Annotated in this window: 22 protein-coding genes, 1 tRNA gene and 2 pseudogenes; 2 read left to right on the forward strand and 23 right to left on the reverse strand. The window is 38.3% G+C overall.

All coding sequences use genetic code 11. The features are described from left to right. The first annotated feature begins 6 nt into the window (after positions 1-6). Positions 7-657 (forward strand): annotated as a pseudogene (locus DXZ23_RS12780) (IS1595-like element ISHpa1 family transposase). Here DXZ23_RS12780 and DXZ23_RS12785 read toward each other — a convergent pair. The 16 genes and pseudogenes from DXZ23_RS12785 to DXZ23_RS12860 all read right to left on the reverse strand — a co-directional run bounded on the left by DXZ23_RS12785 (position 658) and on the right by DXZ23_RS12860 (position 11,023). Then, positions 658-1,005: an ash family protein gene (locus DXZ23_RS12785; protein WP_081603107.1), complete on the reverse strand. Its 348-nt coding sequence runs from the start codon at positions 1,003-1,005 to the stop codon at positions 658-660. Positions 1,006-1,327: 322 nt separating this feature from the next. After that, complete coding sequence (locus DXZ23_RS12790; protein WP_021723850.1) at positions 1,328-2,425, reverse strand: hypothetical protein; 1,098 nt, start codon at positions 2,423-2,425, stop codon at positions 1,328-1,330. Positions 2,426-2,472: 47 nt separating this feature from the next. Continuing rightward, a complete protein-coding gene (locus DXZ23_RS12795; RefSeq protein WP_017805253.1) occupies positions 2,473-2,871 on the reverse strand; it encodes a hypothetical protein in 399 nt (132 codons plus the stop codon). A gap of 218 nt (positions 2,872-3,089) precedes the next feature. After that, positions 3,090-3,626 (reverse strand): annotated as a pseudogene (locus DXZ23_RS12800) (terminase small subunit). Positions 3,627-3,645: 19 nt separating this feature from the next. Further along, on the reverse strand, positions 3,646-3,837 hold the full coding sequence (locus DXZ23_RS12805; RefSeq protein WP_017805250.1) for a hypothetical protein: 192 nt from the start codon (positions 3,835-3,837) through the stop codon (positions 3,646-3,648). A gap of 138 nt (positions 3,838-3,975) precedes the next feature. Continuing rightward, positions 3,976-4,707, reverse strand: a complete 732-nt coding sequence (locus DXZ23_RS12810) for a phage antirepressor Ant (RefSeq protein ID WP_017805249.1) — start codon at positions 4,705-4,707, stop codon at positions 3,976-3,978. After that, complete coding sequence (locus DXZ23_RS12815; RefSeq protein ID WP_017805248.1) at positions 4,704-4,988, reverse strand: hypothetical protein; 285 nt, start codon at positions 4,986-4,988, stop codon at positions 4,704-4,706. Before DXZ23_RS12815 ends, DXZ23_RS12810 begins: the two co-directional genes overlap by 4 nt. Further along, positions 4,985-5,287, reverse strand: a complete 303-nt coding sequence (locus DXZ23_RS12820) for a hypothetical protein (protein ID WP_017805247.1) — start codon at positions 5,285-5,287, stop codon at positions 4,985-4,987. The genes DXZ23_RS12815 and DXZ23_RS12820 overlap by 4 nt, the downstream gene beginning before the upstream one ends. Before the next feature lie 9 nt (positions 5,288-5,296). Further along, positions 5,297-5,965 carry a Rha family transcriptional regulator gene (locus DXZ23_RS12825; RefSeq protein ID WP_017805246.1) on the reverse strand — a complete coding sequence of 223 codons (669 nt, stop codon included), beginning with the start codon at positions 5,963-5,965 and terminating at the stop codon, positions 5,297-5,299. Positions 5,966-5,967: 2 nt separating this feature from the next. Further along, positions 5,968-6,354 (reverse strand): hypothetical protein, encoded by a 387-nt coding sequence (locus DXZ23_RS12830; protein ID WP_017805245.1) that lies wholly within the window; start codon positions 6,352-6,354, stop codon positions 5,968-5,970. Positions 6,355-6,358: 4 nt separating this feature from the next. Then, positions 6,359-6,601, reverse strand: coding sequence for a helix-turn-helix domain-containing protein (locus DXZ23_RS12835; protein WP_017805244.1), 243 nt, complete (start codon positions 6,599-6,601; stop codon positions 6,359-6,361). Positions 6,602-6,663: 62 nt separating this feature from the next. Beyond that, a complete protein-coding gene (locus DXZ23_RS12840) occupies positions 6,664-6,846 on the reverse strand; it encodes a helix-turn-helix transcriptional regulator (RefSeq protein WP_017805243.1) in 183 nt (60 codons plus the stop codon). Between the two features lie 194 nt (positions 6,847-7,040). Next, complete coding sequence (locus DXZ23_RS12845) at positions 7,041-7,967, reverse strand: hypothetical protein (protein ID WP_017805242.1); 927 nt, start codon at positions 7,965-7,967, stop codon at positions 7,041-7,043. A gap of 11 nt (positions 7,968-7,978) precedes the next feature. Continuing rightward, on the reverse strand, positions 7,979-8,236 hold the full coding sequence (locus DXZ23_RS12850) for a hypothetical protein (protein WP_017805241.1): 258 nt from the start codon (positions 8,234-8,236) through the stop codon (positions 7,979-7,981). A gap of 134 nt (positions 8,237-8,370) precedes the next feature. Next, entirely contained in the window at positions 8,371-9,471 is a 1,101-nt protein-coding gene (locus DXZ23_RS12855; protein ID WP_017805240.1) for an AAA family ATPase, read from the reverse strand. A gap of 220 nt (positions 9,472-9,691) precedes the next feature. After that, positions 9,692-11,023 carry a Fic family protein gene (locus DXZ23_RS12860; protein WP_017805239.1) on the reverse strand — a complete coding sequence of 444 codons (1,332 nt, stop codon included), beginning with the start codon at positions 11,021-11,023 and terminating at the stop codon, positions 9,692-9,694. A 468-nt stretch (positions 11,024-11,491) separates the two neighbouring features. On the opposite strand from DXZ23_RS12860, the gene DXZ23_RS12865 reads away from it, so the two are divergent. Continuing rightward, positions 11,492-11,707 (forward strand): hypothetical protein, encoded by a 216-nt coding sequence (locus DXZ23_RS12865; RefSeq protein ID WP_017805238.1) that lies wholly within the window; start codon positions 11,492-11,494, stop codon positions 11,705-11,707. A 34-nt stretch (positions 11,708-11,741) separates the two neighbouring features. Here DXZ23_RS12865 and DXZ23_RS12870 read toward each other — a convergent pair whose 3' ends face one another. The 7 genes from DXZ23_RS12870 to DXZ23_RS15555 all read right to left on the reverse strand — a co-directional run bounded on the left by DXZ23_RS12870 (position 11,742) and on the right by DXZ23_RS15555 (position 16,216). Continuing rightward, positions 11,742-12,119 (reverse strand): hypothetical protein, encoded by a 378-nt coding sequence (locus DXZ23_RS12870; RefSeq protein ID WP_017805237.1) that lies wholly within the window; start codon positions 12,117-12,119, stop codon positions 11,742-11,744. Continuing rightward, positions 12,112-12,741, reverse strand: a complete 630-nt coding sequence (locus DXZ23_RS12875) for a Panacea domain-containing protein (protein ID WP_103846720.1) — start codon at positions 12,739-12,741, stop codon at positions 12,112-12,114. The genes DXZ23_RS12870 and DXZ23_RS12875 overlap by 8 nt, the downstream gene beginning before the upstream one ends. Positions 12,742-12,909: 168 nt before the next feature. Then, complete coding sequence (locus DXZ23_RS12880) at positions 12,910-13,269, reverse strand: helix-turn-helix domain-containing protein (RefSeq protein WP_017805235.1); 360 nt, start codon at positions 13,267-13,269, stop codon at positions 12,910-12,912. 11 nt (positions 13,270-13,280) lie between these two features. Next, positions 13,281-13,580, reverse strand: coding sequence for a type II toxin-antitoxin system HigB family toxin (locus tag DXZ23_RS12885; protein ID WP_017805234.1), 300 nt, complete (start codon positions 13,578-13,580; stop codon positions 13,281-13,283). Between the two features lie 424 nt (positions 13,581-14,004). Beyond that, positions 14,005-14,217, reverse strand: coding sequence for a BrnA antitoxin family protein (locus DXZ23_RS12890; RefSeq protein WP_017805233.1), 213 nt, complete (start codon positions 14,215-14,217; stop codon positions 14,005-14,007). Positions 14,218-14,565: 348 nt separating this feature from the next. Then, positions 14,566-15,816 (reverse strand): tyrosine-type recombinase/integrase, encoded by a 1,251-nt coding sequence (locus DXZ23_RS12895; RefSeq protein WP_017805232.1) that lies wholly within the window; start codon positions 15,814-15,816, stop codon positions 14,566-14,568. Positions 15,817-16,121: 305 nt separating this feature from the next. Continuing rightward, positions 16,122-16,216: transfer RNA gene (locus tag DXZ23_RS15555), tRNA-Sec, on the reverse strand. Positions 16,217-16,304: the final 88 nt, after the last annotated feature.

The following is a 16,304-nucleotide window of genomic DNA, read 5'->3' on the forward strand; positions in this document are numbered from 1 at the left end:
GAACCAATGAGAAAAAGTCGTCTAAGTCAGCACAAACAAAATAAACTCATTGAGCTATTTGTTGCAGGTGTTACTGCAAGGACAGCAGCAGAGTTAGTCAATGTAAACAAAACGACTGCCGCATATTACTTTCATCGTTTACGCCAACTCATCTATCAAAACAGCCTTCACTTAGAGATGTTTGAAGGTGAAATTGAAGCCGATGAAAGTTATTTTGGCGGTGCTCGCAAAGGCAAACGTGGTCGTGGTGCGGCAGGGAAAATTGCGGTATTCGGGCTTCTCAAGCGCAATGGCAAGGTTTATACCGTTGCGGTTCCAAATACGCAATCTGCCACCTTGTTACCCATTATTCGGGAGCAGGTAAAGCCTGATAGTATTGTTTACACCGATAATTATCGTAGTTATGACGTGCTTGATGTGAGTGAATTTAGTCATTTTCGTATCAATCACAGCACACATTTTGCTGAAAATCATAACCACATTAACGGAATTGAGAATTTTTGAAGCCAAGCAAAACGCCATTTACGCAAATTTAATGGTATCCCAAAAGCGCATTTTGAGCTTTATTTAAAGGAATGTGAATGGCGTTTTAATTACAGCAACATAAAAAGTCAAATTTCTATTTTAAAACAATTGGTTAAAGGGAGTTTAGTCTAGTTATCTAGGACAGCCCCTAATATTAAGGTGAACGGGTGAAGAAATTCGGTGTTTCATTGCTGTAACTCCAGTGAATAAATTTTTAGAAGTTACCGCTAAACTTTCCACGGTTTGGCGGTAGAACGTAACAGGGTGGAAAACTGCCTTCACTGGTAAGCAGCCAACCTCTAAGGGTTGCCTATTACGCCCTACCATAGAGAGAAAAACGCCTAAGGCATTTTCTTTAGGTGTGCGAACATTACGAACAAAAAAAGCACGGTTTAATGGCGTGCTACTGTTCGCCAGTGATACATTATTCAGCTTTCCACGGCTGACTGTAGATTTTGCTACAGTGTTTAAAGCATAAATCTGTAATGATAATTTGTAAAGTGATCTTGTTCACATTTTTTTGATTTTTTCATCAGAAAACGATCTACACATTTCTAGAATGTACAAATTATTCATCTTAATTTTTTTGTGTGTAGCTCTGATGGTCAGAAAAAATTTTTTCTGACAATCGTTCTACTTATATTCTACGCTCTACTTATATATTTACGATCTACGTATATATTTACGTTCTACTTATATGTCTTCCCACTGGTTTTTTATGGTTATTTAGAACAGATAAAAAACCTCTTAACTCAGCCCCTTTTTTGGGTGGAGATTTTTATCTAATAATCATCAAATCAGGTCAATTCTTTTCGCGTTCGCACTGCAAAGATTTATCTACTTCATCAATAAAATGCCAGATATTTTCTTCTTCCATTTTTTGCCAACGTGCAATATCAGGACGGCTAAAACGGAAGCGAGGGCGATAGATTGTTAAAATTTCATATTGTTTATCTGGGGTGTAAGGGATAACTAGGCGGATTGCTTTGCTGCCTATGGTGCTGTTATTCAGGCTAATTTCTTCATCGTACAATTCATCTACATCATAGTTAAAATCCTTGTTACCGTAGTAAGCAATACTGCTGTCCATTGCCGAACTAACATACGAGAAATCAGCATTGTCTGCGTGATAGTCGTTAATCCTTATCGTAAATATCAGCTTGGGCCGTTGTTTGGTGTGTTGCTTTTCTAGCAATACGATCACCTCATAAATTAATCCTAGTTGTTTTAATTGTGAGATCGTTTCCCAAAATAGCTCACTATTTTCTTGAGTGATAACGGCGTCTTGTGAGGGTAAAAAATCTTGAATAAATGAATTATAGGCTTTCTGTTCATTCGTGTTAGAAGCAGAAAGCCTTATTAGTGCATCAGTCGTATCAAAATGCGTTTTTTCTATATCCCACTCTTGAAATACGCCATTAAAGCCCCCTAATTCACTCATAGAGAGGTTTTTATAAAAAGTTAGTAGTAGCATTAAGATATTTAGTTTTTCGCTTTCTGTAATGTTTTCAGCGTGATTTATACGATATATAACAGAATCAACTTGATTGATACTATCGACAAATGCAACGGGTAAATTAATGTTTAGTGCCGTGTAGTTGATTTTAAATAATGTTCTTTGTGCCTGTTTTAACCTAGAAATATAACCATTTAAGAAAAGTTCAGTCTGAAGTTGTTTGCCAGTTTCCCAGCGACAATTTAGATGCTCGCTAATTGCTTTCGCTCCTGCATAGGTAATACTGAAAGGTTGTTCTTTTGGGGTTTTGGGAATGCCGTTAGCAAAACGATTTAATACAAGCATAGCAGATAGAAGCCTAAAATCGCCTTTACTTGCAATAGATTTCAATAGAGAAAAATCAGCTTGGAAATACTGACTATTATTCTTTGTCTTTTTCTTCATACCTTTTAGCCTTTGCTTTTTGGTGATGTTAAAAGTGTAGCTACCAACTAGATTATTTGTTCAATGTGGCTGTAGTAAAAGCCGTTTTTGCTTTCTCGTTGCGTAACTCTAATCTGATATTCATTGCCTTGAAATTGAGAGACGTCAATACCGTCATAAATTTGCTCTGCTGAAAGTGGTTTGTGGTTTAGACTTTGGATGATCTCAGTTAAGTTGCTGTTAGGCTTTAGTATTGGGGTACAAGTTCGGGCTAATTTAACGCCTTGATATATTCCCCCAATAATTTCAAAGATGAATGCTATTCTTTCACCATATCCGCTCTGAATGGTCTTAACGTCAGTAAGTTTTGCGGAGTATCTACCGCTTTTGACAATATGATGCTTATTGCCTTTTACAATCATAGAAATGCTCCCGTGAGTATTTGAATATTGTAAATATTTTAACATAAACTAATATTTGCTCTAAAATAGGCTTGATAACGTTTAAAATTTTGATGAACAAAATTCATATTTTGACTATAATTGGTTTGAGTTTTCATTATTTTTTTCCTAAAAGTTAAAGTTAATCATTGTTCTTGCTCTCGCTTTGAGGGCGTTTTTTTTGCTTTGCTGGTTTCGTTTGGTTTGTGCTACGCATAAAAAAACACGCATTAATAGGCGTGCATTTATCCGCCTTTCTGTTCCCCTTTCTCTAGCAGCCTTTCAAGTTCTTCCAGTTCATCAAGTGTTAAGCCTGAAAAATCAAGATCTTCCCGTTCCGTTGTCTGAAGTTCGCCCGATACCTCCACTTTTTGGCTGAACATTCCTAAATGCTTGCCAAGTAGCTCAAGGGCTTTATTTGCTCCTGCGGGTTCAAAAATAAAGGCTTCAACGTTTACGGCCTTGGCGGTTCCCTCTTGGGCGTTTTTAATTACCGTTGTTGTGATTATCGGCTTTTTGCCCGTGCAAACCGCTAAATAGTCTTGTAGGTCAAAAATAATCTTATCCACTGTTAGGCAATGCCGTTCTTGATGTAATTGCCTAAGTTCGCTTACCCTTTCCGCGATCTTACCGTTATGCAATAATTCGCTTGCTTTGGTATTAATGGTTTCAGGCTTCATTTTTTCCGCGTTGTAAGCCTACCTATAGGCTTCGCTTGCGTTGCCTAACTCAAGATATAATTGACAAAATTTTTCTTGTTTTGGCGTGAGTTTTTCGGTCATTGTTCTGCCTCTTTATTGGTTATTTAATCAGGTAATACCCAAAAGAAAGGGCAACCGCTAATAAAGCCAATCCGCCACAACATAAAAAAAACTTAATGCCTGCAGATATGGTTTGCCCTGCTTGGTCTGCTCCTTGTTCGCTCATATTTCCCCCGATTTGTACGATTGCTAATAACTTGCTGATAAATTTAATAATGCCGTTTTGTTGCATTGCCTTGTTTCCTTTTCAGGCTTTCCGCCAGTTCGATTTTTTGGCGGGTTGCTTGTGCGTGTTTTCAATACCTGCACAATTTTTTCTATTTCTTGTGTGTGAATGACGTTCCCCCCGTGCAAAATTCCGCCACTCGTGCTATTTCGCCTCTCGCTCAATCAAGCGGGTTAGATGGCTTTTGCGTTGGCTAAATGGCATATCTAAAACAAGCAAGGTTGTATTTGTTTGTTGCAATAACTTGAGCAAGCTCAGCTGTTTTGTGGTGAAACTCTCTCGCACATTTGCCACGCCTGTTCTTTCTTTCCAGTGGTGAAGGTTTTCGCCAATAACAAGACTATCTAGCATTGCTTGTTCATTGCTGAAGTGATAGGGTTTCAGGGCTTTGCCTTGTCGTTGATAATAGTCCTTAATTGCGTCTGTCATTGCTCGATTGTGGTCGATTGTTGCAAGTCGTGCTTGGGTTCGCTCTACAGTGTTGCGGTGTAGGTTAGGGGCAATCTGTGCAAGTTGCTTTTCTGCCTCAATAAAGTGCTGGCGGATTGCTCGCCCGATTTCGTTTTTCTCCAATAAGCAAAGGTGTTTGGCTATATCAAAAGTGATGATGTAATCTTTGCTTCGGGTGTTTCCGCCTTTTTGGTTTGATAATTTTGTCAATTCAATGGTGGAATTTTGTACAATAAAATCTTGCCCTTCGATAAATTGGCATTGCTTAATGCGTTTTTTGATCCACGTTGAATATTCTTGCTTTGAGCCTAAGGCGTGATGTAAATTGCGAGAGTTTACGCAATGGATTTCTTTATGCTGAAATTGGCATTTCATCGGCTCAAGTAATAAATTCAGTGCGTTTGTGGTTGCGGTGTTCGTTGTCATTGTGGTGCCTCCCATTGGGTTAATTCGTTTTTGTAGGCTTTGAATAATTTCGCCAGTTGGTTTTTATTTTTTGCGATTGCCCATTCAAGCCCTTCACTAGGTAGCTTCTTAAATTCCGCTTCTTGCCCCTTAATTCGCTCACTGAGAAGCTCAACCACGTCAAGCAAGGGGTAAGGCTCGTTATCATCAAAAAGGCTCATAAATCGCAGTAGCGGGCGTTTTTCTAAATAGTGTGCTATGGCGGTATCTAATAACGCCATTTTTGCAATACGGCATTTCATCGGGTAACGCTCCATTTGGGTTGATGTTTCGGCGGTGGTGGAAATCCTCCGCTGTCTTGTCTGTTTTCTTGTGTGTTGGTGGTGGTAAGATTTCCGCCACAACCTCCGCCAACCTTTCCGCCACAAAGTGCGGTCATTTCTTGCGTGATTTTTTGTATATTCCGCTTCGTGTGTGCCAGTCTTTCCGCCAAGAAAGACAGCAATAGTCGCGGGTTTTCGGTGGGGGCTTTTGCCATTTGTGCCAACACTGAAAGCTGAATTTCAATATCCGCAAGGGTGATAGGGTTTCGCGTTGTCATTGTTTCCCCTTATGCCGCTTGTTTTCTTAAGTGATAAAGTGCGGTGTTTTGTAGTTGCGTTTTTCGGCTCGCATAGGAAAGCCTTAGTTTTATCATTACCGCATTTTCAGAAAGTAGCTCATCTATTAGCTCTAATTCTTGTTCATTGAGAAATTGGCGGATATCAGCGGTTTCAGGTAATCCCCGCATTGCTAACCATTTCTTTTTGCTCATTCCTAACGCAACGCAATAAACAAGGTTATTTTCACGGCTGTAGGCGTGCGGGTCATCTTTGCCGCGTTGCTCAAGACTGAATTTGATTGCGTTATTAAGTCGGCGTTGGTCGTATTTCAGGTTCGCCCGTGATGTAATCCAACTTTTCATCTGGTTGAATTTTTTAATGTAGGCCTCTTTAAATTGCATTGCTTTCTTGCCAGTAAATCCCATTACTAGCAAGGTAAAACCGTCTTGGGTCATTAAGTACATTGGTCTTTTTTCGCCTTTGCTGTCGGTGTATTTAACAGGCTTAAAATTGAGCCGGTTAAATTCCGCTGAACAATTTAGATTTTCTAAGCGTTTTAAAATATTCTTGTGCTGTTTACCAAAGTAATAAGCCACTTTTCGGCTGTCTGTCATTGCTACCGTTTCTTTATGAAATAATTTGGCAAAAACGGCATTTTCTAACTGTTGTTCGGTCATCGTTATGCGTTCCCTTTGTTGAGGTCTATTAGGCTTTCTAGCTGTGTTTGTGCCTCACTAAGGTCATCAAATGCCCGCTCTAACAGCTCTTCACTTGTGAGCGGCTTGCCGTCTTTGTTGGTAACTTGTCCGCCTTGATTGATAGCGATTTCTAGCAGGGTTTTAGCCTGCTCGATATTTTCCGCCAGTTCTTGGGCTTCAATTTCAGCCAACGCGGCAATAGTATTGATGGATTTAAAAATCCCCGTGCGGCTGACGGGTTTTGATTTGCCGTTCTCCGTGATAGATACGGCACTGTTTCCACCAGCGTTAGCTAATTGTTTAATCTGTGTAATAAGTCCTTTGATTTCGCCTAATTTGATTTTTGCTTTGGTTTCTGGTGTGGTCATTGTGTTAATCCTGTGGTGCTGAATGTAAGGTATAAACGGCAATCCCTTTGTGCTTTACGCCTGCGTGATCGATTTCGTCTTGCTTGCTGGTGGAAATGTCGTAACCTTTCTCCCGTAGTTCCATAATTCGCGGGGCTGGGCTACAAATGCCCATTGCTCTAAATTCCAGTGTAGAACAAGAGCCTTTTTTTAATCGCTGAATAATCGCGATTTGTTGCGATTGGCGGCTGGTGTTGGTGAGTTGCATTATTTCTCCTAAGTTTACTTTGAATAATTGGAGTCCATAAAAAAGGAAAATTATTAGCTGAATTACTCGCTAAGGCTTGCAAGATAAGCTTTTACGCTACTTTCAGGGTATCGGCTCGCAGTGCCAATTTTTACCCGTTTTAATTTGCCTGCACGAACAAGGCGATCGACGGTTGAGCGTGAGCCAATGCCTAAATCAGTGAGTTCTTTTTGTGTGTAGAGTTTTTCGATTGGTTGATTTTCCATAACTTCCCCTTTAGTGTGATAGTGATATGGTTCTGGGTTCACCCTCGTAAGTCTTGGGCTTGGTGGGGATTATGGAAAAGGTGGAAATTTGCTTCAATTAGTTGATTTTTAAATTAAAAATTCGTTTTTAAATAAAGCTTAATTAAAAAGAAAAAGCCCCTAATTTGAAAATCTTAGGGGCTTGTTTGAAAAGGCTATTTCTGTTTGGGTGGGAATGGTGATTTGTTGTTTATCCTTAACTTTTCATCAATTAACCGATCAAAAGTTGGATATTGAATATCTGCCTGCCTTATCCCTTTTTCTCTTAAATCAGCATTGAGAGCCTCAAAAAGTGCATTTCTGCTTTGATAGTTAGGATAACAATTCATCACTAACAATGAGAATAAGTCTCTTTTGGCTTGGCTTATTCTACTGTCTTGATTAGCTATGGTTTGGTTTAATGGATTTTTATTCTGTTGAAGCTGTTTAATTTGAGCTTCTAGTTCTTTAATGTAATTATCTTTATTTTTTATTATTGCGCTTTGATCAAGTTGAAAAATTTGAGTTTTTTCTGATTGTTTAAGCTCTCTTGCTTTTTCTGCTATCTGTTCAAGTTGCCTTAATCTAACTAATGTTTCTCTAAGGTTTTCTTCGAGTTTTATATTCTCCGCTTCTAAACATAAATTTTGCTTTTCTAGCTCCGCTATTCTTGTTTCATCTTGATGTCGCTGATTAGAAGAACTTTTATCTTTTCTTTCAGTAGACGCAATACTTTGCAAACTAGGTAATGGCCATTCATAGCCATATTTTAGAGCAAATATTTCTGCGCTCTTTCTATCAATGCTTGCCTCAAAAATGCCATTAAACTCATCAAACGCGTGTATTTCTGAATTTGCCAGTTCTCCGTCTAATATTTTTTCTTCCAAGGTGTGAAGCATCGGGTAAAAATTTATATCATTAGAACTCACATAATTAGCTGGCGAAATGCCTTGAAATAATGCGATACACTCATAAAAATTAAGCGTTTTTCTTGGTAAATACGGCTTTAAATCACCTTGAACGATAACTTTCTTTTTTATGGCAACTCCTAACGCTTTTTCAATATCTGCTTTTTTAATTAAAAGATTATTTCTTAAATCCATAACGTCCCCGTTCAAAATGGAATATCATCAATACTTTCTAAGTAGTCTTTTAACCTTATATCAAGAGCTTTTAATAAAGCCGGTTCGGTTGATTTGATTATTCTCGGTTTTATTCCAGATATTTTTTCATAAAGATAGCAATCTGTGTGTAAGGTTCTAATTAAGTCCCTAAGTGCTTTTTCTCTATCGTTTCCATTAAAAGGTAAAGCCCATTCTATAAGCTCTTCAATAGAAATAAATTGGTTTTGAATATCTGAGGCTTCACCCATAAAAACGCCCCTATGCGTTGCCCTATTTGTTGGTGGAAGTGCAACAGAAAAGCAAATAGGGTTACTTTCTTTTCAATGCGGTTAATTACGCCGTATCTAGTTGCACTTGATTTTAGTTATTAAGAAAAAGTGAATTACTGATTTTCATCAACGCAATTTTCTTTTACCCACGTTAAAAAATGCGGGTTATTGATTTTTATTGCCTTGCTAATATCTCTTGTAACTAACTCTTTTTTCTCTAGCTTTCTAATTTGCCCTTGAATAGTGCTTGTGCTGACTTCATCAACGCCAATTTTTCGGGCTAAAAGCTCCCGTGTTGCTTTCTTGTAAGGGGTTGAATTTCCGCCCGCAATCAATTTTAAAATTTCGCGTTCTAATAGGCTTAATTTGCCCCATTCTTGGCGTGTTTCGCTTAATTCCGCCATTTGTGACAAGCGATATTGTGCCGCCTGTTCTAGCGTTAAATCGGGGTTGATAATCATATCCTGAGCAATTGAACGCATATATAGCGGCGTAAAATGAAAATGTTCAAAAAACCGATAGAAATCGGCTTTATTAATCTGCTTGCCTGTTCGTGCGTGATAAACATCGGCTAAAAAATCAGTAAACGCCTTGCCAAGGTGTGGGAAGTCGATAGCGTGGGCAAAGTGAAAAAACGGGGCTTTATTGTCATTAAACATTAAGCGTAAACCGTTCGTACTGCTCCCCGTGAAAATCACTTTGATTTTACTTTGATTAATATCTAGCCCCGTCCGCAAGGATTGAATAAAGTCGTTATTCCCTTTCTCCCGTGCCAGCTCTTGCACTTCATCAAGCAACATTAAAATCGGCTTTTTCGATTTTTCCGCCAATTCGTTAATCAATCCTACAGCGGTAACAGATAACGCCGTTTTAGGGTTTTCTAACTCAATGCCAACGCCTAGCACATCAACGCTTTTTAATTGCTTAAGTGCTTGAGTAAACTTATTCGCTCCGCTCGTTACGTCCGCCAAAAACTGCAATAATTGAGCATTAAACGCCTTTTTAATTTCACCTTCTGATTTTTCCATAAAGCTAAAATAAAACACATTAAAGCCCATTTCTTCCGCCATTGGCTTAATATCATTTAATAGAAATTGTGTTTTACCCATTCGACGCGGTGCGAACAAGGTCAAAGCGTGCATAATCCCATCTTTCAAGCTGGTTAAAAGACGGCTAGCAAGCTCTGTTCTTGGAAAATAAAGCGGATCGTTCATAGATAGCATTTTTATACAAAATTATACTCAAAGAGTATAATTATACATCGCTAATATAATTCTGTATATTTTGTTTCTCGCTGTGTCTGATTGCCTCTCAATGGGTCAAAATTTAGCAAAAAACTGTGGTTTTGTCCAGTAAATAAAAAAGCCTCACCAAAAGGCAAGGCTTTCTAATCAGTAAATGCGGTTTTAGTATTGGTGGATCAGAATATCCGCACTAATCCCCCTTTAATCTCTCAATTAAATCATTCGGGGCAATGTAAAAAATTGCTCTTCCGCTTTTTATTACCCCCAATAATTCAAAGTTAAGCAATGCATTTAAATCACTTCTTGCGGTATTTTCTGAAATGCCTAGTTCATTACTTACCTCTTTAGCGGTAAATATTGCTCCGCTTTCCTTTACAGCTTTCTGCAAGATTTGAATTTGTCTTCTATTGAATTTAACTTGTTTTTTTGTAGTAAATGCGACAATTGCCCCGCTAAATGCTTTGAAATTCCGTTGTTTGTTATTAATATAACTCTCTAATTCTAAAATTGCCCGCTTGATAGTTTCCGCCTGATGATAAATAAAATAAGTCATATCTAAATCATCAGTTTCAGTATAAATAAACGCCCTTGCGTATTTTGCCGGGGCAACCTTAAGCAATCTACTAATTGATACATATTCAAAAAGCCAATAGCCACTTTTTAGCATATACCAATAAAAAATAGCTCTTGCCGTTCTCCCGTTTCCATCGCCAAAAGGATGAATATATCCAATAAGAAAATGAAGAATAATCGCCTTAATCACGGGGTGAATAAAATCGCCACTTTCACCACTATGCGACGTATTGGCAAAATCGCATAATGCTTGAATTAATTCAGATATTTCCGTGTGCTTCGGTGGTTGGTGAATAATATTGCCATCATAATCCGCAATATGAATCTCATCATCGGATCTGAATTGCCCTGATACGGCATTATTTTCTATTGCGTTATTTGTCGCGGTGCGGTGCATTGCTAAAATCATTTCAGGTGTGAGCGGGCTATCTTTTAACGCTAACGCCTCTTTCATTAAAAGATAATTATTCACAATCATAATCTCATCTTTCGTTTTTGGCTTTCTCTCGCTCCTTAACATCTCTTTTGCAACCTTTCGCGTTGTTGAAGCCCCTTCTAGCTGTGCGGAACTAATCGCCTCTTCCATAATCAAAGACTTCAATAAAAATGCACTTTGTTCTACTTTGCCTAGTCCTGCTAAATTGCTTGCTCCAATGCTTCCGCCCGTTGTTTTATCTATGAAATGCAACAAAGACAGTAAAGATTTAGGGGTAGCATAAGAAAATACCTCTGATCCTATTTGCAAAGGTGAAAGCAGTGCGGCTCTACTCAATTTTGTGCCAAGCCACGCAAGTTCTGCTTCCCTGGCATATTTATATTTTATTTTATGCCAGTGTAAATATCGCCCCTTTTCGTCGGTCGGCTTATATTTTCCAAGTGATAGAATTTGCGATTTATCCCAAGAGCGGTTAAATAGCTCCTCTATTGGTTTAGGTTTTGATATTTTCATAATAAAACAAGCTCAAAATTTTAAGATTGCGTTTAGTTAATCATAAAAACGTTTTTTTGTCTATTTTGAACGTAGTAAAAATACATCACAAAACTAACCGCACTTTCACCATTCCGCCACAAGACAAAGGCTGTTTTTTTAAACAATTATTTCAGGCGTGAAAAGAGATTTTTTTACTAAAAAAAGTGGTGGAATAGTTGATTTATATTACTTATAATATATATAATATAAACCATCTAGCAAGGGCTAGATACAGCAAACCCCACGCTGTTCAGAGTGGGGCATACAATAGGAACTAGAAGATGAAAACTTACCAAATCATCATTCTAGTTATCTTACTAGTAATCAGCAATTATGCTTACTAGTTGATAACTTAAGTCCTAGCGACGGGCTGGTCGCTAGGCAGTTCCTACTATAAACCGCATTAAGTTAGAAATCAACTTAAACAACATTTAAAAGAGGTAAAAAATGGCAAACGCAATGACTGAACATAGTAAAAAACTCAGAGCAAAAACAGCGGCAGAATGGAACAAAAGACAACGAGAAGCGGGGCTTGTCGTAAAAGTTGGCTTTGTATTACCCAAAGAAACCGCCGACCAATTGGCGGAAATCGCAGAAAAATTAGGCGTAAGCCGCACTAAAGCAATTTCTATAATGTGTGAAAAATTCTCAAAAGAATTATAGAAAATCAAAGAATAAAAACGCCTGTTATAGGCGTTTATTTTAAATATTTCTGACTAGGTAAATTAAAAGGTGGGTGCGGTGAATAGTCAATGATACGGATTTCATCACCTAATAACTGATAGTGTAAAACATATTCTGATGTCCTTTCCCCGTACGTTTTTCGCGTGTTGTATTGCTTTATTCCTATATGGTAATGCCATAAATTATGCGTATTTGCATAACTTACTTTTTCTAAAAACTTCGGATCGTTTTTGTCTACATCATTTGATTTTTTATTAAGCCCCTCTAGTGCAATAAATCCATTCTCTTTTATATGAGCGACGAACGCCGCGATTTTGTCTTTATCTTCCTCAGGAAAGTGCTGAAATTCTTTTAAAAATAACCGTCCAAAACTAATTTTAAACTTAGCCATTTGCACTTAACCATTTTTTTATATTGCTTGCTGTTGTGATATTATTCGGCAAGGTTACCGCTTCAGCTTTTAAATGGCGTTCCATTCTTTCTAAATCAAAGTTAAACACCTCAGAATAGCTTTTTAGTTGTTCGCTGTTTTGACTATGCTCAATAAAGGCATCAAGGCAAATTTCATCATTGCGATTGGCTTCTTGCCATAAGCGATCGTGCGATTTGCTATTTAATTCAGCAAAAGAAAGGTTGCCATTCTCTGCAATAGCTTCATCTAAGCAAGCTATATCGCTCTGACTCAAATAATCGCTATTCTCGCTTCGCTTTGTCTTAACGCTAAATTCTTTGACCTCTAAAGCGGCTCTAATCGCTTCAATCATTTTAGGCGGCAAATAAATTGATTCACCTCTTGCCGCTTTCAAAAAATTATAGGCATTGCTTGCTACTGGTCCATTTTTCATTGCGATATAACTATCGCCTGTAATAAAACGCCCATTTCTCTCTAAATGCTTTCTATCCGCAAAAAACTGTATTTTAATAATATGATAAATATCTTTAATCGGGCAACGGTTGGCAATATAAAGTAATGTTTCTAGTGCTTTTTCGCCATCAAAAACCATTTTAAACATATTCCCCCCCCCGCTTGTTTGAATTAAATCAACTGCCATTCTACCTAAATAACAACGAAAGGCAATTAATTTAATGCCCTTAGTGTATCTGCGTGTTTCTCGCTGTGTCAATCTATGAAATAAAAAGCCTCACCAAAAGGCAAGGCTTTCTAATCAGTAAACGCGGTTTTAGTATTGGTGGATCAGAATATCCGCACTAATCCCCATTTTTTTATTGATATTTCTAATCATATTCAGGGTTAAAGGTCTGGTTTTATTGAAAATCTCATAAACGCGATTAGGTTTACCGATAATCTCGCCTAAGTCTTTAATTTCTAGCCCTTGCTGCTCCATTCTAAACTTAATCGCCTCTATTGGATCGGGCGGTTCTATTGGGTAGTGCTTCGCCTCGTAAGCCTCAATCAAAGCAAGCATTATTTCAAAATAATCTTGCTGTTCTTCTGTCATTTGCTCTAAATCAAAATAAGGCTCTATATTGCGTAACGCCGCTTGATAATCGGCTTCTGTTTTTATTGGTTTGATATTCATTTCTTCCCTCCTTATGGTTCAACGCTATCCGCTTTGATATTGTCATATTCTTTATGTGTGCCTATGAATTTGATGTAAATTGCACCCATTTGAAAAGCGATCGCCACAATTAAGCGATATTCATTGCCTTTAATGTTAAAAACAACGCGGCGATTTTTTAAAATGCTCGCATTACGATATTGTGCCTTTATATCGTGAACGCTTTGCCAATTCGCTTTTTTCGCTTCTGCAATCCACGCTTTTAATGGCTGTTCTGTTTCTGGGTGCTTTTGATAGTAAGCGATTAATTTCGCTGTTGAGATAATTCGCATTTCTTCCCTCAAGTTTTCATTTGATTATATCCCATACTGGGACTATTTCAATAGTTATTTTAAAAAAGGGTAGAAAAACTGTAATAGCAATCTCATAGGGTTTCTATGGCGGTAATTGGTTCTGTTTCCGTGAACTATTCCACCACCCTACCTATGCAAAAGGTACTCCTGACGGGGTAGGCTTTCCACGGGGCTACGGGCTTGCGGTTTTCGGCAATTTTTCGCATTTCTAAGCATCATCATCTTTTAGGCTTTGGAATTATCCAATAAAACAGAAAAAGCCTACTATGCCCCGCCTATTGCGGATTTTCGCTATTTCCACCACAGGGATTTATCTTTGGAATGATGTCGAGAGGTGTCGAAAGGAATCAAAGGGGTATGCCCAAAATTGAACATACCCCAAACATTGAGAAGTGCGGTAAAATCACCACGCTATTTTTGGCTTGCGTTTTTGCTCTACACAATCTTTTAGATACAAGTTGATTAGTGTCTGATAAGGTAAGCCCGTATCGTCTGAAAGGCTTTTAAAATAAGCGATGGTATCGTCTTCAATTCTTATCGTAACCACCTTTTTTTCTTTCAAATTACGCGCATAAGGGTTTTTAATCCCTTGGCTGAAGTCATATTCATTTTTCATCTTTTCCTCTGTATTGGCTTTCTTCTTACTTAGCGGCATAAATACACTATATTTACAATCAATCAAAAATCAACCCACAAAATAACCTTTTCTTACTTGTACACTATGCCTATTTCGCCTAAATTTCCACCATTTCCAGCAAATCCCGTAGACGCAAAGCCCCTTTTATAGACGCAGTAGACGCACCCTATTTTATAAGTTATTGATATTATTGTATTTCTTCTAAGTGCATCTATGCGTCTATGCGTCTACGTTTTTTTCTCGCACATGTAAAAAAATTTTATTGGCAAAAAACGAACAAAAAAAAGCCAATCATTAGATCGGCTTTAAAGGTTTTTTGTGGGGGAATTAAACAAAGGGCTTAGGGGCGAGGCTTTCCACATAATCGCCCCAATCTTGTAACATTTCCGCCCGCTGCTCTAAATACTTCGCTTTATTGTAAATGTCCCTTATGCGGTCTTTTCCCTTATGCGATAAGGCTTTCTCTATCCAATCCGCATTGTAATCACGCTCATTCAAAGAAGTGCTAATCAAATGCCTTATTCCGTGCGTGGTTAGCTTCCCTTTGCCTAAGGTTTTAATTATTGCCTTTCGCATTGCCTCGATTGTAATATGCCCCGATTTCGCTGTAACACTAGGAAAGACAAAATCACTACTTAGATTAAGTGCGGTACTAATTTCCCGCATTTTTCGCAATACCGCCACCGCTTGCCGTGATAGGGTAACAATATGCAACCGCCCGCCCTTTAAGTTCTTATTGCCTTTCTGCACGTGATACGTCCAAAGGTTCTCACTGAAATCTATATCTTCCCACTTCGCCCCCGCTATCTCTGACGGTCGCCCGCCTGTCAAAAGCACTAATAGCACCGCATAGAACGAAAGCGGACTAAAGTGATTGTTTTCTTTAGCTTGGTAAAATGCTGTTATAAAGCTCTCTAGCTCTTGCGGCTCTATGGTGTTCATTCCTTGCGGTGTCGGCTTGGTGAACTCTTTGCCAATCTTAGCAAGGTTATTAGTGGGGATAATCCCACGGTGAAGTGCATAAGTCATCACTTCGTTAATCTTAGTGACCACCTTGGATAACTCTGTGTATTTGCCCGCCAATTCCAAGGGTTTAAGGGCATTGATTGCCATTAAAGGCGTGATCGCTTGTATGGGGTGATTGCCCAACGTCGGGAAGATATGGCGTTTAAACCGCTTCCACGTATCTTGTGCGGTACGTTCTGAAAAATCGGGCTTCAGCTTCCTGTCTTCAAACCAGTTTAACGCCACTTTCTCAAAGGTGTTATTTAACGCATTGGCTTGTTGCTGGCTTTGCTGTTGCTCATAGTCTTTTGGATCGATGCCTTGTGCTAATAAGAATTGATATTCATCACGCTTAGCCCGTGCTTGTGCAAGTGTGATAGTGGGGTAACGTCCTATAGTCTTTTTGGTTCGCTTCTTAGTACGTGGATTAGTATATTTAAAATGCCATATCTTAGACTGGGACAATGCCACCACAATAAAAAGCCCGTTACCATCGCTTAAGGTAATTTCTTTATTGTCAGCTTTCGCTTTTCTAATCTGTGTGTCTGTTAGTTGCTGTGTTTTTCTTGCCATAGTATCAACCTTTAAAAAATTGTACCAAGAAAAAACAACCAATCCGCCACCTAGCAGCATAATGTAACTATCTAAAAATAAATGGCTTTTTGGATAATTGTACCAAGATTTTTATTGCCTAAATCATTACCTTTGGGAGTAACGTAGCGGAATTTTAAAATCTTGGTACAATTCTTGGTACAATTATATTGCGTTACAGAGATTTACGAAGACGCAATCAGACGCATACCATATCGCCAAAGGCTAGATTTTACAAGGATTTTTGAAGCAGTAGGATTTATGTAGAAACGTGTAGAGCAGTGGATTGGCGGAAGACAGTGGGAGTTGAACCCACCCAAGATTGCTGGCAACCTTAACAGGATTTGAAGTCCTACCGTTTCACCGGAAACGTCTGTCTTCCCTATAAGTGTAAAGACTTATTATATAGTAAATTAGACAATATCTTATTATCCATCTAATTTCAAAAAGCCAATGGCATTTGCCATCGG

Source organism: Avibacterium paragallinarum, assembly GCF_900450705.1.
In the GTDB taxonomy this organism is placed as follows: Bacteria; Pseudomonadota; Gammaproteobacteria; order Enterobacterales; family Pasteurellaceae; genus Avibacterium; species Avibacterium paragallinarum.

Bases quoted from the DNA above. Each gene is read 5' to 3' on its own strand.
- DXZ23_RS12895 (WP_017805232.1), bottom strand. From the start codon at position 15,816: ATGGCAAGAAAAACACAGCAACTAACAGACACACAGATTAGAAAAGCG.
- DXZ23_RS12840 (WP_017805243.1), bottom strand. From the start codon at position 6,846: ATGGAAAATCAACCAATCGAAAAACTCTACACACAAAAAGAACTCACT.
- DXZ23_RS12875 (WP_103846720.1), bottom strand. From the start codon at position 12,741: ATGTTTAAAATGGTTTTTGATGGCGAAAAAGCACTAGAAACATTACTT.
- DXZ23_RS12810 (WP_017805249.1), bottom strand. From the start codon at position 4,707: ATGACAACGAACACCGCAACCACAAACGCACTGAATTTATTACTTGAG.
- DXZ23_RS12825 (WP_017805246.1), bottom strand. From the start codon at position 5,965: ATGACCGAACAACAGTTAGAAAATGCCGTTTTTGCCAAATTATTTCAT.
- DXZ23_RS12805 (WP_017805250.1), bottom strand. From the start codon at position 3,837: ATGCAACAAAACGGCATTATTAAATTTATCAGCAAGTTATTAGCAATC.
- DXZ23_RS12815 (WP_017805248.1), bottom strand. From the start codon at position 4,988: ATGAAATGCCGTATTGCAAAAATGGCGTTATTAGATACCGCCATAGCA.
- DXZ23_RS12790 (WP_021723850.1), bottom strand. From the start codon at position 2,425: ATGAAGAAAAAGACAAAGAATAATAGTCAGTATTTCCAAGCTGATTTT.
- DXZ23_RS12885 (WP_017805234.1), bottom strand. From the start codon at position 13,580: ATGCGAATTATCTCAACAGCGAAATTAATCGCTTACTATCAAAAGCAC.
- DXZ23_RS12855 (WP_017805240.1), bottom strand. From the start codon at position 9,471: ATGAACGATCCGCTTTATTTTCCAAGAACAGAGCTTGCTAGCCGTCTT.
- DXZ23_RS12845 (WP_017805242.1), bottom strand. From the start codon at position 7,967: ATGGATTTAAGAAATAATCTTTTAATTAAAAAAGCAGATATTGAAAAA.
- DXZ23_RS12820 (WP_017805247.1), bottom strand. From the start codon at position 5,287: ATGACAACGCGAAACCCTATCACCCTTGCGGATATTGAAATTCAGCTT.
- DXZ23_RS12835 (WP_017805244.1), bottom strand. From the start codon at position 6,601: ATGCAACTCACCAACACCAGCCGCCAATCGCAACAAATCGCGATTATT.
- DXZ23_RS12865 (WP_017805238.1), top strand. From the start codon at position 11,492: ATGGCAAACGCAATGACTGAACATAGTAAAAAACTCAGAGCAAAAACA.
- DXZ23_RS12870 (WP_017805237.1), bottom strand. From the start codon at position 12,119: ATGGCTAAGTTTAAAATTAGTTTTGGACGGTTATTTTTAAAAGAATTT.
- DXZ23_RS12850 (WP_017805241.1), bottom strand. From the start codon at position 8,236: ATGGGTGAAGCCTCAGATATTCAAAACCAATTTATTTCTATTGAAGAG.
- DXZ23_RS12890 (WP_017805233.1), bottom strand. From the start codon at position 14,217: ATGAAAAATGAATATGACTTCAGCCAAGGGATTAAAAACCCTTATGCG.
- DXZ23_RS12880 (WP_017805235.1), bottom strand. From the start codon at position 13,269: ATGAATATCAAACCAATAAAAACAGAAGCCGATTATCAAGCGGCGTTA.
- DXZ23_RS12795 (WP_017805253.1), bottom strand. From the start codon at position 2,871: ATGTTAAAATATTTACAATATTCAAATACTCACGGGAGCATTTCTATG.
- DXZ23_RS12830 (WP_017805245.1), bottom strand. From the start codon at position 6,354: ATGACCACACCAGAAACCAAAGCAAAAATCAAATTAGGCGAAATCAAA.
- DXZ23_RS12860 (WP_017805239.1), bottom strand. From the start codon at position 11,023: ATGAAAATATCAAAACCTAAACCAATAGAGGAGCTATTTAACCGCTCT.